This is a genomic window from Candidatus Formimonas warabiya, from assembly GCF_002777255.1.
GTDB lineage: Bacteria > Bacillota > Dehalobacteriia > Dehalobacteriales > Dehalobacteriaceae > Formimonas > Formimonas warabiya.
Window position 1 is genome coordinate 5,575,345 of record NZ_CP017634.1, and the last position, 25,035, is coordinate 5,600,379.

The 25,035-nt window shown below is 47.0% G+C and carries 24 protein-coding genes; 22 read left to right on the plus strand and 2 right to left on the minus strand.

Going from position 1 to position 25,035, the window contains the following annotated elements; translation table 11 throughout:
- Positions 1 to 730 precede the first annotated feature (730 nt).
- The 7 genes from DCMF_RS25175 to DCMF_RS25205 all read left to right on the plus strand — a co-directional run bounded on the left by DCMF_RS25175 (position 731) and on the right by DCMF_RS25205 (position 8,424).
- Complete coding sequence (locus DCMF_RS25175; protein ID WP_148136980.1) at positions 731 to 1,186, plus strand: tripartite tricarboxylate transporter TctB family protein; 456 nt, start codon at positions 731 to 733, stop codon at positions 1,184 to 1,186.
- 13 nt (positions 1,187 to 1,199) lie between these two features.
- Complete coding sequence (locus tag DCMF_RS25180; protein ID WP_148136981.1) at positions 1,200 to 2,717, plus strand: tripartite tricarboxylate transporter permease; 1,518 nt, start codon at positions 1,200 to 1,202, stop codon at positions 2,715 to 2,717.
- Between the two features lie 85 nt (positions 2,718 to 2,802).
- The gene (locus tag DCMF_RS25185; protein ID WP_148136982.1) at positions 2,803 to 3,699 is read left to right on the plus strand and encodes a dihydrodipicolinate synthase family protein; all 897 of its coding nucleotides are present in this window, start codon (positions 2,803 to 2,805) and stop codon (positions 3,697 to 3,699) included.
- 88 nt (positions 3,700 to 3,787) lie between these two features.
- A complete protein-coding gene (locus tag DCMF_RS25190) occupies positions 3,788 to 4,576 on the plus strand; it encodes an SDR family oxidoreductase (RefSeq protein WP_148136983.1) in 789 nt (262 codons plus the stop codon).
- Between the two features lie 76 nt (positions 4,577 to 4,652).
- Complete coding sequence (locus DCMF_RS25195) at positions 4,653 to 5,921, plus strand: nickel-dependent lactate racemase family protein (RefSeq protein ID WP_214658897.1); 1,269 nt, start codon at positions 4,653 to 4,655, stop codon at positions 5,919 to 5,921.
- 33 nt (positions 5,922 to 5,954) lie between these two features.
- Positions 5,955 to 6,941, plus strand: coding sequence for a tripartite tricarboxylate transporter substrate binding protein (locus DCMF_RS25200; protein ID WP_148136985.1), 987 nt, complete (start codon positions 5,955 to 5,957; stop codon positions 6,939 to 6,941).
- Between the two features lie 61 nt (positions 6,942 to 7,002).
- On the plus strand, positions 7,003 to 8,424 hold the full coding sequence (locus DCMF_RS25205; protein ID WP_148136986.1) for an MmgE/PrpD family protein: 1,422 nt from the start codon (positions 7,003 to 7,005) through the stop codon (positions 8,422 to 8,424).
- Positions 8,425 to 8,724: 300 nt separating this feature from the next.
- Here the strand turns inward: DCMF_RS25205 and DCMF_RS25210 are convergent, their stop codons facing one another.
- Positions 8,725 to 9,756, minus strand: coding sequence for an IS30 family transposase (locus DCMF_RS25210; RefSeq protein ID WP_148136987.1), 1,032 nt, complete (start codon positions 9,754 to 9,756; stop codon positions 8,725 to 8,727).
- A 199-nt stretch (positions 9,757 to 9,955) separates the two neighbouring features.
- Between DCMF_RS25210 and DCMF_RS25215 the strand changes: the two genes are divergently transcribed.
- The 4 genes from DCMF_RS25215 to DCMF_RS25230 all read left to right on the plus strand — a co-directional run bounded on the left by DCMF_RS25215 (position 9,956) and on the right by DCMF_RS25230 (position 14,667).
- Positions 9,956 to 10,675: a GntR family transcriptional regulator gene (locus tag DCMF_RS25215; protein ID WP_148136988.1), complete on the plus strand. Its 720-nt coding sequence runs from the start codon at positions 9,956 to 9,958 to the stop codon at positions 10,673 to 10,675.
- A 91-nt stretch (positions 10,676 to 10,766) separates the two neighbouring features.
- Entirely contained in the window at positions 10,767 to 11,999 is a 1,233-nt protein-coding gene (locus DCMF_RS25220; protein ID WP_148136989.1) for an MFS transporter, read from the plus strand.
- Positions 12,000 to 12,049: 50 nt separating this feature from the next.
- Positions 12,050 to 13,420 (plus strand): FAD-binding oxidoreductase, encoded by a 1,371-nt coding sequence (locus DCMF_RS25225; protein ID WP_148136990.1) that lies wholly within the window; start codon positions 12,050 to 12,052, stop codon positions 13,418 to 13,420.
- A gap of 8 nt (positions 13,421 to 13,428) precedes the next feature.
- Positions 13,429 to 14,667: a (Fe-S)-binding protein gene (locus DCMF_RS25230; protein ID WP_148136991.1), complete on the plus strand. Its 1,239-nt coding sequence runs from the start codon at positions 13,429 to 13,431 to the stop codon at positions 14,665 to 14,667.
- Positions 14,668 to 14,743: 76 nt separating this feature from the next.
- Here DCMF_RS25230 and DCMF_RS25235 read toward each other — a convergent pair whose 3' ends face one another.
- A complete protein-coding gene (locus DCMF_RS25235) occupies positions 14,744 to 15,130 on the minus strand; it encodes a 4Fe-4S binding protein (protein WP_148136992.1) in 387 nt (128 codons plus the stop codon).
- Positions 15,131 to 15,449: 319 nt separating this feature from the next.
- On the opposite strand from DCMF_RS25235, the gene DCMF_RS25240 reads away from it, so the two are divergent.
- The 11 genes from DCMF_RS25240 (at position 15,450) to DCMF_RS25285 (ending at position 24,989) form a co-directional block, all read left to right on the plus strand.
- Positions 15,450 to 16,004: an S-layer homology domain-containing protein gene (locus DCMF_RS25240; protein WP_257790985.1), complete on the plus strand. Its 555-nt coding sequence runs from the start codon at positions 15,450 to 15,452 to the stop codon at positions 16,002 to 16,004.
- 507 nt (positions 16,005 to 16,511) lie between these two features.
- On the plus strand, positions 16,512 to 17,447 hold the full coding sequence (gene nikB / locus DCMF_RS25245; RefSeq protein ID WP_148136994.1) for a nickel ABC transporter permease: 936 nt from the start codon (positions 16,512 to 16,514) through the stop codon (positions 17,445 to 17,447).
- A gap of 89 nt (positions 17,448 to 17,536) precedes the next feature.
- The gene (locus tag DCMF_RS25250; protein WP_236860123.1) at positions 17,537 to 18,406 is read left to right on the plus strand and encodes an ABC transporter permease; all 870 of its coding nucleotides are present in this window, start codon (positions 17,537 to 17,539) and stop codon (positions 18,404 to 18,406) included.
- Entirely contained in the window at positions 18,399 to 19,184 is a 786-nt protein-coding gene (locus DCMF_RS25255) for an ABC transporter ATP-binding protein (RefSeq protein WP_148136996.1), read from the plus strand. Before DCMF_RS25250 ends, DCMF_RS25255 begins: the two co-directional genes overlap by 8 nt.
- 19 nt (positions 19,185 to 19,203) lie before the next feature.
- Positions 19,204 to 20,148, plus strand: coding sequence for an oligopeptide/dipeptide ABC transporter ATP-binding protein (locus tag DCMF_RS25260; RefSeq protein WP_148136997.1), 945 nt, complete (start codon positions 19,204 to 19,206; stop codon positions 20,146 to 20,148).
- A gap of 25 nt (positions 20,149 to 20,173) precedes the next feature.
- Positions 20,174 to 21,799: a nickel ABC transporter substrate-binding protein gene (locus tag DCMF_RS25265; protein WP_148136998.1), complete on the plus strand. Its 1,626-nt coding sequence runs from the start codon at positions 20,174 to 20,176 to the stop codon at positions 21,797 to 21,799.
- Positions 21,800 to 21,869: 70 nt separating this feature from the next.
- Positions 21,870 to 22,613 (plus strand): class I SAM-dependent methyltransferase, encoded by a 744-nt coding sequence (locus DCMF_RS25270; protein WP_148136999.1) that lies wholly within the window; start codon positions 21,870 to 21,872, stop codon positions 22,611 to 22,613.
- A gap of 80 nt (positions 22,614 to 22,693) precedes the next feature.
- A complete protein-coding gene (locus DCMF_RS25275) occupies positions 22,694 to 23,473 on the plus strand; it encodes an epoxyqueuosine reductase (RefSeq protein ID WP_148137000.1) in 780 nt (259 codons plus the stop codon).
- Between the two features lie 413 nt (positions 23,474 to 23,886).
- Complete coding sequence (locus DCMF_RS25280; RefSeq protein WP_148137001.1) at positions 23,887 to 24,222, plus strand: hypothetical protein; 336 nt, start codon at positions 23,887 to 23,889, stop codon at positions 24,220 to 24,222.
- A gap of 216 nt (positions 24,223 to 24,438) precedes the next feature.
- The gene (locus DCMF_RS30575) at positions 24,439 to 24,669 is read left to right on the plus strand and encodes an ATP-binding cassette domain-containing protein (RefSeq protein WP_418219664.1); all 231 of its coding nucleotides are present in this window, start codon (positions 24,439 to 24,441) and stop codon (positions 24,667 to 24,669) included.
- The gene (locus DCMF_RS25285) at positions 24,603 to 24,989 is read left to right on the plus strand and encodes an oligopeptide/dipeptide ABC transporter ATP-binding protein (RefSeq protein WP_214658899.1); all 387 of its coding nucleotides are present in this window, start codon (positions 24,603 to 24,605) and stop codon (positions 24,987 to 24,989) included. Before DCMF_RS30575 ends, DCMF_RS25285 begins: the two co-directional genes overlap by 67 nt.
- Positions 24,990 to 25,035: the final 46 nt, after the last annotated feature.

The window sequence follows — 25,035 nt, forward strand, 5'->3', positions numbered from 1 at the left end:
TTATTTAGAGATACTATGTAAATATTTTCATTTGGATTGAATATTTCAGAAGAAGGTGAGCTTGCGTGACTGATGATCATGATTCCAAAAGATCTTTGAATAAAGAGAAGTCAAATTGTTCTGACGAAAAGGATAGTCCTTGCTGTAACTGCGGTGTGCTTGAGGAACAATTTCCCGTTATGGGAAAATGCTATTGTAAAAGTGACGACATATGGGGTGCGGTTTACAATAAGCACTGTGCTCATTGCAGTATCTGGTCCTCTCTGCCCAATAGGACAAGCCTTATAGTGACATATATATTTGAATGCCCCGTCTTTGGATATGGAAAACGGATCAAAGAATAGAGGTATAAAAAGGGCGGCTATTCATCAAATAAGAGGAAAAAACGAATAGATTAAGCTAAGCAATATACGAAGGTTGATCGGTTTTGAAGCCGCTCCTTCGTATTTTTTTCGGCAAAAGAGCTGTCCCGGCTTGGGAGGGACGAAGGAGTCGAAAAATGCAGAAAAAAGTTCAAAAAAATATTTTAGGAGGAGGAAAAAAATGAAAAAGAGAGAATATATATCATAAATGTTATAAATGTTATAAATGTTACATAATGATATAAAAGGGGGAAAGAAAAAATAATTGTTTGGGGGGGAATTAAAAGGATCAAAATAGGCCTTAAACGGGCCGGAGATTTCTGTGAATAAGAGTTTTCAGACGAAATTTTTCGTAAGGGCGTGTGTATATGAGGCGAGCGAACATAATAACGGCAGTTTTTTTACTTGTGGGCAGTGTTTATGTGATTTGGCAGTCCGTGCAAATGGACTATATGGTTGACAAGGTTCCCGGACCTGGTTTTGTACCGTTCTGGTGTGGATTTTTTACAGGAGTTTTGTCGGCTTTGCTGCTTTTTACCAGCATCTTTAGCAGGGAAAAGAGTTCTGAAAAAAACCTATTTGACAAAAAGATTTATAAAAATATGGCATCGGTAATAGGAGCTTCGGCCTTAGCCATGTTCCTGGTGAATTATTTAGGCATGCTGGTGTGTATCGGTTTATTAACAGGTTTTCTGTCCTGGGCTTTTGGCAACAAAAATCTAAGCACCTGTGTCATGATCACGGTGTTTACACCGTTGGGATTCTGGCTTCTTTTTGAAAAGGCGTTGGAAATAACGCTTCCACATGGGTTACTGGGATTTTAGGGGGGGACAATCGTTGGATATACTGAGCAATCTTCTGAACGGGTTATGGATCGCCATCAGCCCCGCAAATCTGATCTTTTGTTTTATTGGAGCGGTGGCGGGGTTGTTGATCGGAGCTTTGCCCGGTTTAGGCCCTTCAGCCGGGTTAACGATTATTTTGCCCATTACTTTTGGCTTAGATCCTATTCAAGGAATCATCCTTTTGGCAGGTATTTATTACGGTGCCATGTATGGCGGTTCGATCACATCGATTCTCCTTGGTTTACCGGGAGATCCTGCCTCCGTGATGACTGTGGCGGATGGGTATCCCCTGGCCAAGCAAGGTCGAGGTGGACCGGCCCTGGGGATAACGGCGATCGGATCATTTGTGGGGGGAACAATTTGTGTGATACTTTTTACTTTCTTGGGACCCCTCTTGGCTAAGATCGCCTTAAGTTTTGGGCCGCCGGAATACTTTTCCTTAATGTTTTTAGGCCTGACGCTGGTGTCCAACTTTACGGATAAATCGGTAATTAAGGGATTTCTATCAGCTCTAGTGGGACTTTTTATCTCCGTCATCGGATTAGATATGGTAACGGGACTGTCCCGCTTTACCTTTGGCTCCATTGAGCTTTTTGATGGGATTGATTTTGTTGTGGTGGCTCTAGGGCTATACGGTATGACGGAGATCCTGATTGCGCTGGAGGATGATCGGACCTCTTTTAAATTCAACAGAAAGGAGCTGCACTGGCGAAAATTATTCCCGAATGCCCAGGATTGGGCCGTATCTAAATGGCACATTATCAGAAGTACCTTTATCGGCTTTTTTATGGGCATCTTGCCCGGATCCGGTGCCACCATCTGTACTTTTATTGCTTATGCCGCGGCGAAAAATTCGGCTCCTCCGGAAAGGAAACCGTTATTTGGAAAAGGCGCTATCGAAGGGGTAGCGGCACCGGAGACGGCCAATAATGCTTCTTCCATTGCAGCTTTTGTGCCTCTATTGACACTTGGCGTACCGGGCACGGCCAGTGCTGCCGTGATTATGGGCGCACTGCTGATGTTTGGCCTGGAGCCGGGCCCTCTCATGTGGGATAAAAATCCTGATTTTATCTGGGGGCTGATTGGCAGCATGTATATTGGAAATGCCATGCTTTTGATCCTATCGACGGTATGCATTCCCTTTTTTGTCAGGATGCTGGAGGTGCCGTTTCCTATCTTAAACGCGGTGGTGATGGCTTTTATCCTGGTCGGTTCTTACAGTTTGGGTTACAGCATGTTTGATGTGGCCCTGACCATCCTATTCGGCTTATTAGGGTATCTCATGAAAAAGCTGGACTTTCCCGCACCGCCCATGATACTTGCCCTGATTCTCGGTAATATGCTGGAAATCTCCCTGCGCCAAACGATGATTATTACGGAAGGAAATCTGGGCGTTATTTTTACGCGGCCCATATCCGGGGTGATCATGACGGCGGCCCTATGCTCCATCGCCTGGACGGTTTTTAAATCTTTTAAAAAAGGGATAAAAGGCCAAAGCCAGTTGGCTTAAACCTTACGAGAAATGGAAAGATCCGAAGGCCGGAAAAATTTAAAGGACCTGGTTCTTTAATAAAAATAATGAGGAGGAGACAAAAATGAACAAGAAAGAAAAGTATCCGTGGATGAAAGGGATTCAAACCATTCTGACCACCCCCTTGCATCAAGATCAAAGCGTGGATTTGGAGGGCTTGAAAAAGAATGTTGATTTTGGGGCAAAATCAAAAGTCCATGCTTTAATTGCTTTGGGGACCCAGGGTGAATTCTATGCCTTTGATACTCAGGAGAGGAAAGACATCATCAAAGCAACCGTAGAAGCGAATAAGGGGAGAAAGCCTGTCATTGCCGGGACATCCGACAGCGGCACCCTCCCCGCTCTTCACATGACGAAATATGCCAAAGAAGTAGGGGCTGATGCGGTAATCGTCACTCCTCCCTATTATAGTGCGGTTACCCTAAACGATGTATACAGACATTTTGAGGTTTTAAATGAAGTGGGCATTCCCATGGTCGTTTATAATGCCCCGGCCCGTCAGGGATACAATCTTACGCCGGATTTTTTACAAAAACTTTGTGATTTGGAAAACATGGTCGCGATCAAGCAAGCTACCCAGAATATCGTGGAACATGAAAAAACCCTGGCTTTGATCGGAGATTCGGTCGCGGTATTCGGCGGCTCCGAAGCATTTATTTATCCCATTCTTACTTTGGGCTGCGTAGGCTCTTCTACAACCGCTGCCACCTGTTTCCCCCAGATCTTTGTAGATATTTATGATGCCGTTGAGGCAGGCAACTTTGAACAGGCGAAAAAATTATATGATTCTCTTGAACCGTTCCGAAGAATATGTGAAAAACTGGGCCATGCCGCCGTAGTGAAATATGCTTCGGAAAAAATCGGCTTAGCAGGCGGCCCCATGAGACTGCCTCTGCCTACGCCTAGTAAGGAACAATTGAAAGCAGTTGATCCCATTCTCACCCAATGCGGCTTGCTTTAGCACCTGGCTCGCTTCCCTAAATTATAGATTTTGGGGAAGCGGTGGCCCATGGGGGATTATCTTTACGAAAAGAAAAGGAGTTGTTGTTATGGATTTAGGGTTAAAGGGCAAATCTGTTCTCGTCATGGCATCCAGTGCCGGCTTGGGCAAAGCGGCCGCTTTAGAGTTTTGTGCCGAAGGGGCCCATGTGATGCTGTTCAGTCCCTTCCCGGAGGAGCTCAGAGAAGCGCAGAAGGAGATCAAAGAAGCCACAGGAAACGAGCCGGCCTATACGGTGGGAGATTTGAGAAAATATGAGGATATCAAAGCCGTCGTTAAAAATACCGCAGAAAGATTTGGTACGGTCCATGTTTTGGTCAATAATGCCGGCGGACCGCCGGCGGGCGTTTTTGATACCTTTGATGACGCGGCCTGGCAGGACGCGTATGACCTTACCTTATTAAGCTATATCCGAGCGATCAGAGAAGTGCTTCCCTATATGCGGCAGGCTGGGGAAGGGAGGATTTTGAACTTTGCCTCATCCTCGGTGAAACAGGTATTGGATAATTTGATTCTCTCCAATACATTCAGAATGGGTGTTTTAGGATTGACAAAGACCCTGTCCCAGGAATTAGGGAAAGATCATATTCTCATCAATGTAATCGGGCCGGGAAGAATCGGCACTGCCCGGATCGATTATATGGATCGAGTGCGGGCGGAAAAAGCGGGTCTGACTGTGGACCAGATCAAAGCAAGCACCTGCAAAACCATCCCATTGGGGCGATACGGTTTCCCGGAAGAGCACGCCAGGTTGGCGGTGTACTTATGTTCTCAAGCCAATACCTTTATTACCGGGCAAACCATATTGGTAGACGGAGGCATGGTGAAGGCGTATTAATTTCCTTTTTCTCAGGATGGAGAGGGGCGGCCCCTCTCTCCTGACGGATAAACAAATTAAAAGGAGCGCGAAGATTTTGCATCTACAGATTCCTTTTGCCAAGGGTTTTCAGGAACTTGACATCGATGAACAGAATTTAATCATGCTTGCGGAGCCGCCTTTAAAAATGGAGGCAGCAGCGGATGAAGGGGAAGAGTTAAAAAGAGGTTTTGCTCATCCGATCGGTACACCCCGTCTCCGGGAGCTGGCCCGAAAAGGCCAGAAAGTTGCCATTGCGGTCAGTGACTACACCCGGTCTACCCCCACAAAGAGAATCCTGCCTTTCGTATTGGGTGAGCTCTTTAGCCAGGAGATTTCAGATGACGATATCACGATTATTTTTGCCGGCGGCAATCATCGCCAGACCAACGAACAAGAAGCAAAGGCTATTTTGGGCGAGTACTACGACCGGTTCCAGATCAGGGTGAACGAAGCGGATAATGATGATGTTTTAAAATATGTGGGCACCACCAGTACCGGAATAGAGGTGGAAGCCAACAAATATTTTGTTGACGCTGATTTAAAGATATCTCTCGGCACAGTTGAGCCCCACCACAGTGCCGGTTATTCGGGCGGTGCAAAAAATTTGCTCCCCGGTGTATGCAGCCGGAAAACGATTAATCAGCATCATGAATTATCCCGGCATCCCCTGGCCATGAATGGGAAAATTGAGGGAAACCCCTTTAAGGAACAGATCGATGAGGCCGGAAGGATGATTGGCTGTGACTTTTTAGTCAATGTATCTTTGACGGAGGATATGAGGATTAATCAGGTCTTTACGGGAGATTTAATTCAGGCGCACAGAACAGGGGCCGCCCATTGTGCAAAGTTCGTAATGGTTGACGTTCCGGTTGCGCCGGATATTGTCGTGGTGTCTTTAGGGGGAAGTCCCCGGGATGCCAACCTTTATCAGGCGGAAGGAAAAGGGTTGAACCGGGTGAAGGATATCGTCAAGGAAGGCGGGGTGATTATTTTAGTCGCCGACTGTTATGAAGGCATCGGTCATGCCAAGATGGAGGAATACCTGAAAATGGGTTCTCCCCAAAAGATTGTGGATTATTTTGGACAGGCGGAATTTAGCGTACCGGGCAATAAGGCCTGGCGGGTAGGTAAAATGCTTTTACGCAACCATGTTTTTCTCGTTACCTCAACTTTCACGGATGATGTTTTACCTCTTCTGCCCCTGAAGAATTTTCGTTCTCTCCAGGATGCCTTTGATCAGGCCATGGCCATGAAAGGAGCTGATGCGCAAGTATTGGTTGTACCCCGCTCAGTGACTACTGTATTAAAAAACTCCAAAATGTAAGTGGGAAAAAAATATTTTGGGAGGCAAGGATCCATGTTTAAGGGAAAAAGTTTACAAATCCTTTTTTTAACAGTTGCGCTGGTGATGTTACTTGTAGTTTCCGCTGGTTGCGGCCAAAAGGCAGCTGAAGATCCGGCGGCAAATTACCCGGAAAAACCCATTGAATTCCTTTGCGGCTGGGCTCCCGGCGGTGGTTCCGACCAGGTCGCGCGCGCATTTGCGCCGCTAGTTGAGCAAGAACTCGGTCAGGCGGTAACCGTGGTCAACAAAGAAGGAGGTTCCGGAGCCACTTCTTATGTCGAATTGTCCAAGGCCAAGCCGGACGGCTATACCATTGCTTTAGCCACTTCCACAATTATGACCCATAAATTATTGGGCAATCTGGAGGTAGGACCCGACGATTTTGAGATTGTATGCGGCATCAACTATGATCCGGGCGGTTTGAGCGTAAAAGCGGATGCCAAGTGGAATAATCTGGAGGAGTTTTTCGCTTACTGCAAGGAAAACCCGGGAAAAGTTACCTTGGCTGCTTCCAGCCCCGGTTCCATTACCAGGCTTCAGGCCGAAGCCATTGAACAGAATGTAGGGATCAAGTTTAACATGGTGCCGAATCCCGGCGGTGCCGGCCCTGGCCTGGTACAATTGGCAGGCGGCCATGTTGATGCCGCGATGGGGACGCCGCTGGAGTCAAATGCCCTCGTCAACGGGGGAAAAATTAAAATGCTGGGCGTCCTGAGTGATGAGCGGGTTGAAGCATGTCAGGATGTGCCTACGTTTAAAGAACAGGGTTATGACATCTCTTTGGCAACATCAAGGGTGATCCTGGCGCCCAAGGGGACACCTAAACCCATTATCGATAAATTGGCCCAGGCTTTCTCCAAAGCGGTGGAAAGCGAAGAAGTTAAAACTTTTGTGAAGAATACCGGGGCCGGCTCTATGAACCTGAACCCGGAACAGGCCCGGGAGTATCTTACCGAACAAACGAAGATGTTCGAGGAAATTATTAATGCCGGTAAGTAAATAGAAAAAAATACAGGGAAGAGAATTTCTCTTCCCTGTGCAACAACTTGTGGAGGAGAATATGGGTGTTTCTGAAAGGAAGGGTATTACCGGGATTCTGGCAGATTTTTGCGGCAAAATACAAATGCAGGATATTCCCCGGGATGTAATCGAAAGAGCCAAGTGCTGCCTTTTAGATTATTTGGGGGCGGCAATTGTGGGCAGCACTACTGCAACCGGTAAAATAGGTCTTAATCTTGTCCGGATTTTGCATCAGGAAGGAGGACCCCAACAGGCCACTTTAATCGGTCAGGGGATAAAAACCAGCTGTGCCTTGGCGGCTCTGGCCAACGGCATGTCCGGCCATGCTGTGGAGATGGATGATGCCGCCCGGTATGCTACAGGACTGCATCCTGGAACTACGATCATACCGGCTTGCCTGGCGATGAGCGAATATTTAGGGGCCCGGGGAGAAGAATTTTTGCTCTCCCTCATTTTAGGATATGAGGTGGCGGGACGGGTGGGAACGGCCATTAATCCCTCCCACCGTTATAAAGGCTTTCATTCCACCGGCACGGTGGCAAGTTTCGGCTCTGCCGCGGCAGTTGCCCGGCTCCTTCATTTGGATACTTTGCATACCTGCTATGCCCTCGGCATTGCCGGTTCTCAGGCGGGCGGGCTATTTGAGTTCCTGAAAGAAAATGCGACGGTAAAACACCTGCATGCGGGGAGATCGGCCCAAAATGGTGTCATGGCAGGACTTCTGGTAAATAACGGCATGACCGGGCCCACCACCATTCTTGAGGGGGATGATGGGTTCTGCAGAGCCTATGCCGATCAGGCAGACTGGGATTACATGGTGGACAGCTTAGGCCGGCGATTTGAAATGAATCATATTTATTTTAAAATTTATCCTGCCTGCGGGCACGCTTTTTCCGCGATTGAAGGGGCCCTGGCGATTCATGCCAAGCATAAAACGGATTTAAGAGAGATAAAAAAGATTCAGGTTAGCACCTATCGGGTGGCGGCGGTCCTGAACAGACAGAACCCGGCCACGATCCAGGAAGCAAAGTTTAGTATCCCTTTTTTGGTTTCTTTGGCCTTAAATAAGGGGGAAGTTTCCTTAAGAACATTATCTGAGAAAAACATCAATGATCGCGAGATTCAATTTTTAGCATCGAAGGTCGAAATGATTGATGATGCAGAAATCACCGGCACTTATCCTAAACTGAGAACTGCCGTCCTCAAAGTTCAGTTTCATGATGGCCCGGAGATCTGTGAAAGAGTAGATTTGCCAAGAGGGATGCCGGAAAGGCCTTTGACGGTAACGGATCTAAAAAATAAGTTTTTTGCCTCTACCGCTGCTTTATGGTCTGAGGAGAGGGCGAGAGATCTGATGAACCAGGTTTTCCACATTGATCAGGAACCAAATATAAACAGGCTGGCCCAGATAATACAGATGGGGACAAAGCAGCATGCAGAATTGAGGGATTTGAGCCTTTGATCAATTATGTGCGTAATTTAAGGGGGATCATTAAACTGGAGCATCTATGCAAGGGAATGTAAAGAATTAAATCTTGAATTGCAATATTAAATGCAACATGTTTTGAAACCGCATGAAATTTGGAAGTAATTACCTCTTGTTGTCAAGGGCGAAGCGAAGCGGAGTTCATTTTACCCTTGACAAGCTAACTTTAATATCCTTTTGATAACGGTCTGTATAACAGACCGTCTGCCCTCCGGCGAGGACAGGGGTTTGGGGACAGAGTCCCCAAGGTTCTCCTGAAGTATCTTTAGTTTGTAATTATAATAGTATCTTCTGAACTTCATGAATAAAGATTTCTTCGGGCGTTCGGTATCCAAGGATCTTTCTGGGTAGATTATTACACCAGTTTTGTACCCGCTCTATTTGAGATAGTGTTAGATCCTTAATGGCTTTTCCCTTTGGAATAAATCTTCTTATAAGGCCATTATGACGTTCGTTAGTGCCTCGTTCCCAGGCAGAATACGGATGCGCATAATAAACATCAATTCCATGATTATTTAAATTGGAAAACTCGGAGCCATTGTCTGCGGTAATACTCTTAAACAAGTGTGTGAATAACGATCCAAACTTTATTTTTAATTCTTTTATTACATTGTCTACCGCTTCGCTGCACTTTGATGCCAATGGCATGATCAGATGTTGACGTGATTTTCTTTCCGTAAGGGTTAATAGTGACTGATCCCCAGATCGTTTACCGATGACAGTATCGATTTCCCAGTGCCCGAATTCTTTTCGGTCGTCAACTATTTTAGGTCGGTTACCGATACTTTCACCGAGGATGCGCTTATTGACTCGATTGACCGACTTCTTAGGTTTTCGACGTGTTTTAAGTAGCAAATCCATATTACAAAGTTTGAGCAAGCGCTGATCAATGTAATTGTAAAGCGTTTTCGTACACACCATTTCAGATTTATCCAAAGACAACCTGGCTTTGCCTACAACAGCGTCTGGTGACCATTTGTCTTTTAAAATCTTTTGTTCAGCATAAAGAAGAAAGGAGTCTACTTGAAGAACTTTAGATTTTTTGCCGCAGCTCAATCGATTCTTTTCATAGGCTGCCTGACCTGTTTCAGGGAAATAGGTCACGTAACTGGTTAGATCCGTTCTTCTTTGGATAGTAGTTCCTCGATTGATTTCTCTTAAAATTGTACTGCGATGTCGCCCTAATTTTTTAGCAATAGCATTTTTAGTATGACCTTCTTTAAGCAGTGCAAAGATACTACCTCGTTCATAAGTGGAAAGATGTTTAAAATTACGTGCGGATGTGTTATTCTTCTCCTTAAGAGCCATAACTGAAACCTCCGTATGTGATTGCTTAGACACCAATATCATACTCGGTTTCTTGCTATGGCTCTATTGTTTTACATGTTGCATTTCATTTTACAATGAATCTAAAGAATTAAATGTTAAAATTTTGAAAAAAGATCTTGACAAGAGCAAAAGCTATGGATAACCTATTTCCAGAATCTTAAGAAATGGTTGTGATAAGGTGATTGGAAGCAAAAATACCCCATTATACAAGGAATGCGCAAACATTTTACGGAAACAGATTTTAGAAGGAAAATGGGAAGAGGGAGATTGTCTGCCCTCAGAAAAAGAATTTTCCGCGGAATTTGGCGTTTCCAGAATTACCATTCGACAGTGCATGAAATTGCTGGAAGAGGAAGGTCTGATCATTAGACAGGCGGGCAGAGGAACCTTTATTCCGGAAAAACCAATTGAACAGGGCCTAGCGGGTTTCCATAACTTTGCCAAAAACACGAGCAAAGAAGGGCACAAAGCAGGATTTGTCATCGAAAATATTCAGATCAGTTTACCCAGCAAACACACGGCAAAGGCGTTAAATGTGAACGAGAATGAACAGGTGTATAAAATAGAAAGAATTAAGTTAAGAGACGACAGGCCTCTGATGCATGAAAGGATTTATTTGCCCCGAAAACTGATTCCCGGTCTCGGACTGGATGAATTGTCCCAGGAATGGCTGAGCGATCTGCTTGCCAAAAATAATATTCACATTACGCGCGTCAAGTATTCCATCGAGCCTTTTTTAATCGACGACTATGAGGCGAAAAAATTATTGGTTCATTCCGGATTATTGGGGCTTTTAATAGACCGGGTGAGCTGGGCCGGTGATGAAGTGGTCATGTTTACCCGGTCCATCGTCAGAACGGATCTGGTAAAATATACCATTGAGACTTCAAAGAATTGAAGACTTATGAATAGGGGGAGTAAATGTCTTTTTGGCGATCAGGACCGGGAAGGTTGTCTAAGGGAAATCAGATTCCCAAAGGAAGGCTTCAATGAAGGAATATTGGAAACGCAATCTTGTCCTGGTAGTTCTGGGGCAATTTATTATCAGAGTTGCTCAAACCTTTGTTTTTCCCTATTTACCCCTTTTTATCGCCGAGCTTGGTGTGGACAACACCAAGCAAATCGCTTTGTGGGCAGGGACCATTGCATCGGCCAATTTCTTAGGGCAATCCATTTTTTCACCTCTCTGGGGATCCGTGGCGGACCGGTATGGGAAAAAAATGATGCTGATCCGTTCGGTGATAGCTGTAGGCTTTTTTACGATCCTGATTAGTTTTGTGACAGCCCCGGTGCAACTTCTCGCGCTTAGATTTTTGTTAGGTTGTTTTAGCGGGTACAATGCGGCCGCGATCACCTTTATTGCCTCGGAAACTCCGGAAAAAGAATTGGGTTATGGGCTGGGATGGCTTCAAACAGGCCAGCAAGCAGGTCTGTTGATCGGCCCTGCGATTGGCGGGGTGCTCACTCACTTTTGGGGCTTCCGGGTAAGTTGTCTAAGTGCCGGTTTAATCACATTGGCTATCTGCATCCCCTTGTTCTATACAAGAGAAACCCCAACGGCAGCCATTGGGAAAGATGTTAAAAAAAAGATAAGAGAATCCTTTCCCCGGATCAGGGTGTGGGGAAAGTTAGGCTCATTCTGTACCTTGTTGTTTTTTGTGATCATGATTACCCAGTTTGCCAATAAAAGCATTGAACCCCAATTGGCCACATACGTATCGAAAATTTACCGGGGAAGCAGCCTGGAATTAATGGTGGCAGGGGTGTTTATGGCCACGGCCATCTCCCATGTCGTCTTGGCCCCCCTTTTAGGCCGGTATGGGGACCGGAATAATCATTACCGGGTCTTGTTCTGGTGTTTGATCGGGGCAGGTTTCACAACCTTGGGGCAGGTGCTGGTAAAAAATATTTGGCAATTGATCCTATTGCGCTTTGTACTGGGCGGCTTTTTAGCCGGGATTCTTCCCTCTGCCAATGCTTTAATCGGCACGAATACGCCGCACCAGCACCGGGGCACCTTGTTCGGATTGTTGGCCAGCGTGAATGCTCTGGGGAATTTTGCCGGCCCTATTTGCGGCGGCGCGATTATTTCTTTATGGGACATTGACAGGGGTTTTTTTGCCGTGTTTGCCATTACCGGAATCTTGTTTTTGGCGGCAAGTTTTTTTGTCAGCAGATTGACCCATGCTCCTGAAATAAGGGGGATCGGTTCAGCTCATTGATAGATGAAAGCAAAATAATTTGAGATATTTTGGCGATAGGGGATGAGGGAGTGGAATCTGATGCTTTACAGAAGATAAAAAATATTGTAGGCCATGATCATGTTTTGACGAGTCTGGAGGAAAGGATCTGCTATTCTTATGATGGGACCTTTCAAAGAGGGATTCCTGACGCAGTGGTTTTTCCTGCCCATACCAAAGAAGTTGCTGATCTGCTCAAGCTGGCCAACCTGGACGGATTTCCTGTCTTCCCCCGGGGAGCAGGGACAGGACTGAGCGGGGGGTCGATTCCCCTTTGCTCAGGGATTGCTTTAGTCTTAACGCGCATGGATAAAATAAAGGAGATTAATCCGGAAGACATGCTGGCAGTGGCCGAACCAGGTGTTGTGACGGGCCAATTCCATCAGGAAGTAGAAAAAATGGGCCTGTTTTACCCGCCCGATCCCGCCAGTTTGAAAACATGTACCCTGGGCGGGAATGTGGCGGAGAATGCCGGGGGACCCAGGGCTTTTAAGTATGGGGTAACCAAAGACTATGTGCTGGGCTTGGAAGTGGTGACCCCCCTGGGTGAAGTGATGCATACCGGAGGCCGCACCGTGAAGAATGTGACCGGGTATGATTTAACCCGACTGCTTACGGGAAGTGAAGGGACCTTAGGAATAGTCACCGAGATTACAGTGCGGCTGCTGCCCAAGCCCAAAGAAATAAGAACTGCCCTGGTGGTGTTTGATGAATTGGAAGATGCGGCAACTACCGTCACTGCAATCATCCGGCAGGGGGTAATTCCGGCCACCTTGGAGGTAATGGACGGGGTTACCATCAAATGTGTGGAAAATTATCACCATCTGGGCCTGCCCCTTGATGCGGAGGCGGTTTTATTGATTGAAGTGGATGGTGGGAAGAACCAGGTGGAAGAAGATATCAAAGAGATTGAAGCAATCTGCCGGGAGCACGGATGCCGGACAATCCAGGTGGCCTCTTTGGCGGAGGAGCGGGAAAAACTTTGGAAAGCCAGGAGGGCGGTTTCCTCGGCGATTGTCCAGTTGAGCCCGACCAAAATCTCAGAGGATGCCACCGTACCAAGGAGCAAAATTCCGGAAATGGTGCGGCGGCTGCGCAAAATTGGGGAGAAATACCGGCTTCCCTTGCCTGTATTCGGCCATGCGGGAGACGGCAATCTGCATCCGAATATTTTAGCGGATAAGAACAATAAAGAACAAATGGAACAGGTAGAGAAAGCGGTAGGCGAAATATTTCAAACAGCTTTAGAACTGAAGGGAACCTTGTCAGGAGAACATGGCATTGGGATCATGAAAAAGGCTTATCTCCAGTGGGAGCTTGGCAGTGCCGGACTGGAATACTTAAGATCGATCAAACGTGCGGTTGACCCCAATAATATTCTCAATCCCGGAAAGGTATTTTAGGTGACGCCATGGAGGAAAACTATTTAAAAAACTTGGACAAGTGCAGCAGGTGCGGCGGCTGCCAGGCCTATTGCCCTCTTTTCTCGGAACTGGGCAGAGAACCTTATGTAGCCCGGGGAAAGGTGGAACTTTTAGATCACTTGCGTGCCGGAAAAGTAATTTGGACTGACAAACTGGCCGATATTTTTTCCACCTGCCTGCTCTGCGGCGCCTGTGCGGAGAACTGCCCCAACGGGGTGGCAGGGGACAAGCTGGTGATGATGGCAAGGAAAGATTTAGTCACTGATCGGGGTCTCCCCATCATCAAGAAAAATATTTTTCAGCACCTATTAAGGTATAACGGACGATTAAATATGGCGGGGAAGTGCCTCTATTTATACCAGAAAACAGGCGTGCAGAAGCTTGTGCGGTCAAGCCGGGCGCTCCATGTGCTGCCGATGGATTTGGCAAAAATCGAGACGCTGCTGCCGGCCGTTGCCGGTACGCCTTTTCGCCAAAAGGTGCCCTATCGGACTGCAGTGGCGGGTTCCCGGTTAAAGGTGGCTTATTTTACGGGATGCGTCACAAACCTGATCAACCCTCATGTGGGGCAGAGCATTTTAAAAATCATGGAGGCAAATGGGGTGGAAGTGATTATTCCCGAACAGTTCTGCTGCGGGGTGCCTGCTTTTGCCAGCGGCGACTTTACTACGGGCAGGATTTTGGGTGAACAAAATATCCAAGCGTTCAGCCATGAGAAGGTGGATTATATTATCTGTGATTGTGCCAGCTGTTTGTCCACCTGGCTAGATTATCCGGAGCTGTTGGAAAGTGAGGAAGCCGCAAAACTTACCGGCAAGCTCATGGATGTGAACCGTTTTATTGTGGAAGTGCTGGACCTCAAGCTAGTACCCCGGGAGATGGGGGTCAAGGTAACTTATCATGACCCTTGCCACTTGAAAAGGACGGAGAACGGCAGGCAGGCACCCCGAGAATTGCTCAGGCGGCTCAGTCCGGCCTACGAGTATGTAGAGATGGGAGCGGCGGACCGGTGCTGCGGTTCCGCAGGTTCTTTTAATCTGAGTCATTATCGTTTATCCCAGAGGGTGGCCGCAAAAAAGGTAGAATCTATTCTGGAAAGCGGAGCAGAGGTGGTAGCGTCCGCCTGCCCATCCTGTATCATGCAGTTGTCCCATGCTTTAAAAAATGCCCAGAGCAATGTGAGAGTCAAGCACCTGGTAGAGCTTGCGGCAGAGTGCTTGGAATAGAAAAACTGAGTAAAACCACGAAGGTTGAGCGGCAGAGCTGTCTCTTCGTGGTTTTTTAGGGAAACGGTGATTTTGTTTATGCTTCACTAATGACCAATACGTCGACAGGACAGGCCTTCACACAGATACCGCAAGCTATGCATTTGCTGGGTGTTGGACGGTCATTGGCCATAACCACGACAGCATAGGGACAAGCCTGAACACATTTACCACAGGAAACGCATTTTTTCTTGTTAATCATGTAGACGCCCTTGGGATTTTGCGTAATAGCTTCAACCTCGCAAACTTCCGCGCATTTGCCGCATTGAGTGCAGACAAAGGTTTTCAGGGTATCACCTTCGTATCCGACCCGAATAGCTGTTTTGCGCATATCATACGTTTTGTAGTAAGCTTCTGAACAGGAAACTTCACAGGCCAAACAGGACATACAGGCATCTTGGTCTCTTACTTCCAATCTTTTCATTATGAGATCCTCTCTTTCTCAGTTCATTTTATTTCTCATTATTTTTCTATACACCCATTTTAGCGCGAAAAAGAGAAAACTGCATCAGTTTTCTTATTTCCTCTTTTTGGCCGTACTCTAAGCCCACTGTTTTGCGTGTATTCCATCGAATTTCTCCTCGTCTCTGCGCTTGTCCGGGCTCTTCTGAAAAGGCGCCTTTCAGAACGCCGGCTTTATCAAATCGGACGGTTCGGTCATTCCGCGCAGCTGGTACGAAGGCCGCAAAGCCTACGCAAAAGTATACAGGACCGGGACATACGATGCCACGGTTACCAGCCCTATAGCTTTTACCGATACGGCGGGTAAGTGGATGGATTCGGCGGTCCGTTATATGGCGGCGCGCGGCGTGGTTAACGGGATGGGCGGTGAGATGTTCGGACCCCAGCGGTCCATGACCCGGGCCGAGTTCCTGACCATGCTCATGCGGGTGCTGAACCCCGAACCCCAGGACGCAGGGATGGTGCAGCAGTTTGGTGATGTCCCCGAGAACGCGTATTACTACGATGCCGTGCTGAAAGCCAAGGCCCTTGGTATCGTCACAGGCGTGAACGGCAACCAATTCAATCCCGACGCGACGATCACACGGCAGGATATGTTTGTGATGGCATACAACGCGATGGAAAAGATGAATATGCTGCCCGATGGATACACACAGCAGTTCGTGGAGTTTGACGACTGGTCGATTGTGGCCGGATACGCGCAAGCCCCTCTGCAAAACCTGGCGAAGCTGAAGCTTGTAGACGGCAGCGACGGGAATGTCAACCCGGTACATACCGCGTCGCGGGCTGAGGCAGCACAGTTTTTGTACAATGTGCTGAAGTGGGACGCGAAGTAAAAGGGGTATATCAAATCCTATTTTCTGAAAAAATAAAGATGGCAAAATTGCTGACATTATGCAAGATTTCTCACCTTGACATCTATTGCTTGCTAGTTTAATATAAAAAAGAAATTTAATGCTCTGCAGAAGCAGGGAAGTGCAAGATGTTTTAAAGGACAATCTATAGCAGTTTTTTTAACCATGAAGGTTAATGGCGGGATGAACCCGATCCGTTTCTTCATGGTTTTTTTATTTCCTTAGCTAGATTTTAAGGATTCCGGTTTCCTTGGCAGGACCGGAGATTTAGACTTCCTTCTTTATATTCTGGCAGGAGCACGGCATACCTCTTGCCAGGCATTTTTCCACAAGGGACGATATCCCTTCATCATAAATAGAATAAAAAAACTGGGCGAAACCACAAAGGTTGATCGGCATGGACGATGCTCTTTCGTGGTTTTTCAGGGATAGGGACCTTACATGGAAAATATTTATAAAAGGTGTTAACGTCTGGAAAGCGAGAAGAGGATGAAAAAATTTAAATTCATTTTGAAACGGTTGCTTCAAATAATTCCTATGCTGATTATTGTCACAATTTTAGCCTTTGCCTTAAGCAATATGTCTTCAGGGGATGTGGCGGAGATTACCATCCGCAGCCAAGGATTGGAGGTTACGGAAAAGAACATTGCCGCAGTTAGGGAAGAGTTAGGCCTCAATGCGCCCCTTCAGATCCAGTATCTTAACTGGCTGAAAAAAGCTACGGAGCTTGATTTTGGCATATCCTTTCAAACAAAAAAACCCGTTGCCGATGAGATCCTCTCCAGATTCCCGGCAACCCTTAAGTTGGCAATTGCCGCAACGATTATCTCCATTCTTTTCGCCATCCCTATCGCCCTTATTTCCGCCCGATATAAGGATTCCCTGGTCGACCACTTTTTTCGGATTATCTCTACTGTCGGCGCGGCCATGCCGGATTTTTGGCTGGGCCTGATGCTTTTATATCTTTTTGCCGTTCAATTCGATTTGGTGCCGGTTGTTTCCGGAAGCAAACTTCAAAATATTTTTCTGCCCGCATTTACCCTGAGCGTAAACTACGGCGCTACCTATATCAGAGTTCTGAGAAACAATCTCATCGAAATCAATAATTATGACTTTATGAGAGCGGCACGGGCAAGAGGCCTGAGCCAAAATGCCGTATTGCTGAAGCATGGATTAAAAAACGCCGTGCTTCCCTGTCTCACCCTGATCGGGGTAAACTTCGGCAGGCTTTTAGCGGGCCAGTTCGCGGTGGAGACCATTTTCTCCTGGAACGGCATTGGGAAATTTGCGGTGGATAGTATTAAGCTTAAGGATTTGCCCGTAATTCAAGGATATATCGTCATTGTCGCGGTCACCTATATTGTGATCAATCTTTTACTGGATATTTTGTACCTTTATATCGACCCGAAGATACAACTTGAATAAAATCCCCTTTCGTGCTTGTTGAATATGCCTCAATCAGAATGCGACAAAGGAGAACCGTTCTCTGTCGCAGAGGAGGAATGGTCGTCATTTTGCAAAGAAACGTGCTGGTAAAATTAAAAAAACAAAAATCAGCCCTGCTGGGATTAGCCATCATCATCATTTTTGTATGTGCCGGTATTTTTGCCCCCGTCGTGGCCCCCCACGACCCTTATGCGGTGGACCTCACCCAAAAATTGCTCAAGCCTTGCGGGGAATTCCCCCTGGGCACAGACCAGCTGGGCCGATGTATTCTGTCCAGACTGATTTATGGGGTCAGGACCAGCCTCGTCACGGCAATGATTGCCACGGCCCTGATCTTGGCGCTGGGCGTTCCTCTCGGCATGATTGCCGGCTATGTGGGCGGATGGCTGGATAATTTTATCATGCGTCTGGCCGATATCGCGTCCACCTTTCCCTCCACTCTTTTGGCCTTAGCGGTTGTGGGCGTGTGGGGGCCCAGCATCGTCAATATTATGTTTGTGTTTGTGGTTCTTTGGTGGGCGCCTTTTGCCCGAATCGTGCGCAGCATGGTGATTAAACTGAAAGAAAAAGAGTTTGTCCTGGCGGCCATTGCTTCCGGCAGCAGCCGGACCTCCATCATCCTCCGGCATATCACTTTAAATGCAATTTCTCCCATTATCGTCCTGGCCACCCTGAGGATTGCCGCCGTGATTATGCACGTGGCCGGGTTCTCCTTCATCGGGCTGGGTGCCCAGCCCCCAACGGCGGATTGGGGCGTGATGCTGAGCGACAGCCGGCAGTATTTAACATCACAGCCGCTGATGCTGCTTTGGCCCGGGCTGGCCATCACCCTTGCCGTGCTGGCCTTCAATCTCTTTGGGGAAGGGTTAAACGATGCCCTGATCCCATCTTCCGGCGATATGGCGGTAGTAAAGGAGGGTGACGGGCAAAATGGCTGAGCAGCCGGTCCTATCGATCCGCAATCTGAAAACTTACTTTTATTTGGAAGAACAAATTGTAAAAGCCGTAGACGGGGTCAGCCTGGATGTATACAAAGGCAGAATCACCGCCCTTGTAGGCGGTTCCGGCAGCGGAAAGTCCGTGATGTCCTTATCCATCTTTAATTTGGTGGATCAGCCGGGAAAGATTATCGGGGGAGAAATATGGCTTAACGGCGTGAATCTTAGAACGCTGAGCGAAAAACAGCTTTTGAAAATAAGAGGCAAAGAGATCGCCATGATCTTTCAAGATCCCACCAGTTCTCTGAATCCTGTGCTAAAGGTAAAAAAGCATCTTGCCGAGGTCATCCGCACCCATCAGAAAGGGATCGGCAAGAAAGAGGCGCTCCGGATGTTCCGGGATGTGCTTTCCCGCGTGGGCTTGAAAAATACGGATCAGATCCTGGAAAGCTATCCTTTTGAGCTTAGCGGCGGCATGTGCCAAAGGGTGATGGTGGCCATGGGACTGCTGGCCCAGGCCCATGTGCTGATCGCAGACGAGCCCACCTCGTCCCTGGATTTAACCACCCAGGCCGCCATACTGGAAGAATTAACCCGTTTAAAAAAGGAAGGGATGGCAATTGTTTTGATCACCCATGATTTAGGCGTGGTGGCGCAAATGGCGGATGATGTTTATGTGATCAAAGACGGCAAGATCGTAGACAGCGGCACAGTTTATCAGGTGTTTGAAGCGCCAAAGCATGACTATACAAGATCTCTCCTGGAGGCAATTTTTTAAAAGAAAAATGGGTGAAAACATGAATCTATTTGAAATAAAAGGCCTTTATAAATGCTATCAAAAAAAAGCAAAGCCAAAGGTGTATGCCGTTTATAATGTAAACTTAAACATTAAAAAAGGGGAAGTTCTTGGCCTGGTCGGCGAGTCGGGCTGCGGGAAAACTACTTTGGGGAAAATGCTTTTAAAGCTGGAGCAGCCGACCAGGGGAAGAATCCTTTTTCATGAGCAGGATATCACAGATTATTCCTTTCCTCAAATGCGGAAAATCAGAAACAACATGCAGATGACCTTTCAGGGCAGTGCCAATGCGTTTAACCCCTATTTTACGGTGGAGCAAATCATCGGTGAACCCCTGCACAATTACAGCACCGAGTCCCAAGGGGAGCAAGAGAAAAAAATCGTGGACATGCTGGAGAAAGTTGGGCTGAGCAAAACCTATCTGACCAGATACAGCCACGAAATGTCCGGCGGCCAGAGGCAAAGAGTCGGCATCGCCAGGGCTTTGATCCTGCATCCGGAATTTGTCGTATGCGACGAAGCGGTTTCCAGCATTGACTATGCCTTGAAAAACCAGATTTTAACCCTACTCACCGGCTTGAAGGAGCAATTTGGCCTGACCTATTTATTTATTTCCCATGATATCTCCGCTGTGAACAAGATCTGTGACCGGGTGGTGGTGATGTATCTGGGAAATATTGTGGAAATCATCCCGAGGATCAATGACAAAGCAGAGCACCCCTATACCAAAGCGCTTCTTGCGGCAACCCTGATCCCTGACCCGAAAAAAAGGAGAAAAAACACGATATTGTTTCGGGAAGGGGAAGAACTAAAAATACCGGAGAAAGGATGTGTTTTCCAAAATCGCTGCCTGTATACGCAAGAAATTTGTAAAACCGAACAACCAGCCTTAATGTCGAAGCATGACAGGCATGATGTTGCCTGCCATCTTTGCCATGGCCATTGAATTAAATTTTTTGGGAGGGAAAAAAATGAGGAAAAAGTCTTTTATAACCATGATGGCATTTTTAATTTGTGCCTCTTTAATCCTTGCCGGCTGCAGCAAAAGCAATTCCCCGGTAAGCAATCCGGAAGAAGAGAAAGAAAAGGAAGTTGTGGTGGCGATCTATCGGGACGGGGCGATGGAGGAATTGGATGCCGCCACCTATAACGGTCCCCACTTCTTATACAAGATGATCTATGAGGGTTTTGTGGAAGACGGGGGAAACGGACAGATCCTGCCCCGGCTGGCCACAAGCTGGGATATTTCTCAGGACGGCAAAACATATACCTTTAAGCTCCGTAAAGGGGTAAAATTCTCCGACGGCACCGATTTCAATGCGGACGCTGTGATCTTTAACCTGAAAAGATGGGTCAACAACGACCGCCATTCCGTCCTGACATCGGTCAATGTAGAGAGCATGGAAGCGGTTGATAACGATACGGTAAAAATTGTCTTTAAAAACGGGGCCTATCCCATATTGACCGAGCTGACCTATCCCAGGCCGGTGCGCTTCTTAAGCCCTGCTTCCATCACGGAGGTTCCCGGGGATGTGATGGGCAAATTCACCAAGCCCGTGGGTACCGGACCATGGATGCTGGAATCCTATACGAAGGATCAGGAATTTACCCTGGTGCCTAACCCGTATTACTGGGGGGAAAAACCGAAGGTGGATCGCATCACATTTAAGGTAATAACGGACGGACAAGCGAGAGTTTTAGCGCTGCAAAGCGGCGAGGTGGATATTCTGGGCGGGGACCTGATCGGAAAAATTCCCATGGAGAGCTTTTTAGAGCTAAAAAACTCCGGCGCCTTTGAAACATTTACCAAAGGGACCATGTGCTCCCATTTTATTGCCTTCAACCAGGATGTGGCGGCATTCCAAGATAAAAATGTCCGTTTGGCCATGAACTATGCCATCAACAAAAAGAGCATTGCAGAAAATTTGTTCGACAACTTGGGTTTAGAAGCCAATGGTTTGTATCAAACAGGGGTTCCTTATACTACGCCGGAAAACAATTACGGGTTTTCCAATGATAAGGAGAAAGCGAAACAATTACTTGAAGGGGCCGGATACACAGATACCAATGGCGACGGCATCCGCGAAAAAGACGGGAAAAATCTGGAGTTTAACTTTATGTTGTCCACGGAAGAATTCCCTGAATGGAAGCCGCTGGCGGAGTTCGTGCAATCTGAATTTGCCGCTGTGGGCATCAAAGTGAATCTCAACATTTTGGATAAAAACGGCTACGAAGACGCCACCATGAATACAAAGGCATTTGACATTGTGCTGATGAGAACCTCTTCGGATTCCTGGGTGCCCCACGGTTCCCTGCTGGAGATGTTTACAATTCTCTCTACCAGCAATGCCGCAAAGGTATGGTATGACGAAGGGCTGTACAACAACATTATCAAAACATTAAACACCGTTGACGAAACAGAAAGGCAAAAGAATTACGATACGGTATTCAAATTTATCAGCGAAGAAGCCCTCACCATTCCCATCTATTATCCCATCACTTCTTTTGCTGTCAACACGGATAAAATAGCAGGATTTGAAATCGGCGTGAATAACTATGCGCCCATCGAATGGCAGAAGCTGGATGTAAAAGAATAAATTTTTAAAGACAGATACGCTGCCGTTTTTGCGGCGTATCTGTCTTATCAAAGAATCAGAGGTGAAATTGGTGAATCCGGAACAGAAACTGATTAAGAATTGGACGGAGGGTTCCAACAATTACAGCAATTTAATAAAAGCAGAGTTAAACTGTTTTAAAAAGCAGGCCTGGACGGAGATTATTCTGGAAAATGCCGGCAAAAGCACCCCTATGAATATTCTTGATGTAGGCACCGGACCGGGTTTTTTTGCCATCATCATGTCCCAGGCCGGGCATCAGGTGACGGCCATTGATTGTACCGAGGCAATGATCCATGAAGCACGGGCAAATGCGGAAAATGCCGGCATCGCTGCCGACTTTCGCGTATCCGACGCACAAAATCTGGCCTTTGACGATGAGAGCTTTGACCTGATTATCAACAGAAACGTAACCTGGACCCTCATCGATGCTCCCCAAGCATACCAGGAATGGCAAAGAGTTTTAAAGCCCGACGGGAAGATTATCATCTTTGATGCCAACTGGAACCTAAGATTATTCGATGAAGCAGTGATGAAAAAATATGAGCAGGACCAAAAGGAATATGAAAGATTGTTTGGCGAAGCGCCTCCTTCCTACACGGCCGACATGATCGATTACCGAAAAAGTATGCCCATGTGTCAAAGGCGCAGGCCCCAGTGGGATTTGACCATGCTGATAGAGCTTGGTTATAAAAAAATTTTCTGTGACCTGGATATCGGAGACCGGGTTTACGACAAGAAGGAGAAGGTGAAATATCGCTCCAGTCCCATGTTTATGCTGGTGATAGAGAAATAAAAAATGTGAGGTTAAACATCATTGGTGAATATGGGCTGCTGTTTGCTGTGGGTGCGGTAAAATAAGGAAGGGAAATTTTGATGGAATATGATCATGCATTGAAAAAAGATGTGCTCTCCCTGGCCCGGAGGCTGGGGGCTGATTTAGCAGGGATCGGAGAAATGGGCGGTGTCCGGGAGTATATCCGGCAAAACTACGGGGGTGCCCTGGAGGGCTATCCCGGAGCGGTATCCCTCGCTGTTTTTTTCCCTCCGGAGATCATCAATCTATTGACGGAGGGTCCCCAGCAAATTTACTCCCATTATTATGAGGTGCTGAACAGACTGCTGGATACCATCGCTTTAAGCGTAGCCAATCACCTGTACAAAAAGGGATACCGGGTTTTTCCCGTGCCCGCTTCCCAGCAATTGATTCATGACAGGTATAAGGGCATATTTTCCCACAAACTGGCGGCATCTTTGGCGGGGCTGGGATGGATCGGCAAGTCCTGCTGCTTGATTAATGAAAAAGTGGGACCCCGCCTGCGCCTAGCCACCATCCTGACCGACGCCCCTCTGGCCCCCGATGGCGGCATCGCCAACCGGTGCGGCACATGCAGAGCTTGCGTAGATGCTTGCCCCCCGGGGGCGATTTTAGGAAAATCCTTTAAATTGGAAGAGGATATTGGCTTCAGGTTCCAGGCGGAACGCTGCGACAACTATTTTACGGAAGTGAAAGAGCGACACGGATTGGGGCACTGCGGCAAATGTTTGGCTGTATGCCCCTGGGGAAAAGTCCCTCCCAAGAGAGAATATCAGGAAATCAGCAGGGATGCGCCGGAAAAAGGTGAAAAAATTGCTGACTTTGCGCAAGATTTTTAACCTTGACGTAAATGAATCCTTCGTTTATGATTAATATGGAAGTTGGATCCCTGCTGAAGCAGGGAAGCACAAAATGACAACAGCAACAGGATGGGTAGTTCTTTTTTCGGCTTCAAAGAATAAATCTATCATTATCAATAACCATGAAGGTTAATGACGGGATGAATCCTGGTTAAACTTCATGGTTCTTTTATTTTTCTTCATGATTTTAAGTTTCCGGTTTCCTTGGCAGGGCCGGAGGTTAAACTTCCTTCTTTCATACTGGCAGGAGCACGGCATACCTCTTGCCAGGCGTTTTACAACAACGGGCGGTGTCCTTTATTAATAAATAGGATCGGAAAACTGAATAAAACAGCGAAAGATGATTGGTACAGAAGCCTGTCTCGTCGTAGTTTTCTCGGGGTTACGGAAAAATGACAAAATTATTGACACTGTGCAAGAATTCTACCCTTGACAGATACGACCTGTTCGTTTACTATGAGAAAGAAATTAACGCTCTGCAGAAGCAGGGAAGTGCAAGACAGTATAAGCAACGAGGCTTTAAAGGACAAATTAATGGGCAGGAAATAACCATGAAGGTTAGTGACGGGATGAATCCTGATCAAACTTCATGGTTCTTTTATTTTCTTCATGATTTTAAGTTTCCGGTTTCCTTGGCAGGACCGGAGGTTAGACTTCCTTCTTTCATGCTGGCAGGAGCACGGCATACCTCTTGCCAGACGTTTTACAACAACGGGCGGTGTCCCTGATTTATAAATAGGCATAGGAAAACCGAACAAAACCACGAAGGCTGACCGGTGGGGCCGTCCCTAAGTGGTTTTTTTGCAGGGAGATGGTGACCTTGTTCGGGAGGTGGAAGAGGCAGATTTTAGTGGGTCATAGAGTCCAAGAATATGAGGATATTTGCAGCATCCCTTTGTTTATCTACGCCCGAGCCAGGGGACTGAAGGAAGGATGGAAAAAAGCTGCCCCGCCAATTTAGCTGCGGCCAACTGCAGCGGGTGTGCATTGCCCGGTCGTTGGCGGTGATGCCGAAACTGGTGGTGCTGGATGAACCTACCAGCAGTTTGGATGTGTCCGTGCAGGCCCAAATCCTAAATCTTTTAGGTACCTGGAAAAACAGTTTCATTTGTCCTATTTCTTTATTTCCCATGACATCGAGACGGTATATTACCTGGCCGACGCTCTGGCTGTGATGTATTTTGGCTCTGTGGTGGAATATATCGAAGATATTCCCTTATTTGAACAGCTCCAGCACCCGTATACGAAAAAGCCTTTCTCTTCCGTGCTTACCTGCGATTCGAGAAAAAGCAAGGGATTCGGTGTTGATTTTGAAGAACCGAAAGGAAATCAAAATACAGCCCGGGGGTGTGCCTTTGCACCCAGATGCCGGGATGCCTGGGAGCTTTGCTTCCGGGAAAAGCCTGCCCTGAAAGAGGCAGGTTCCCAGCACCATATTGCTTGTCATCAACTTTATCAGACATTTCCCCTTTATCAAGCAGGAGGGCAAAGGTAAACACAGCTATCTGATTGAAAGCGTGTTTTCAAAAGGAGGGTCAAAA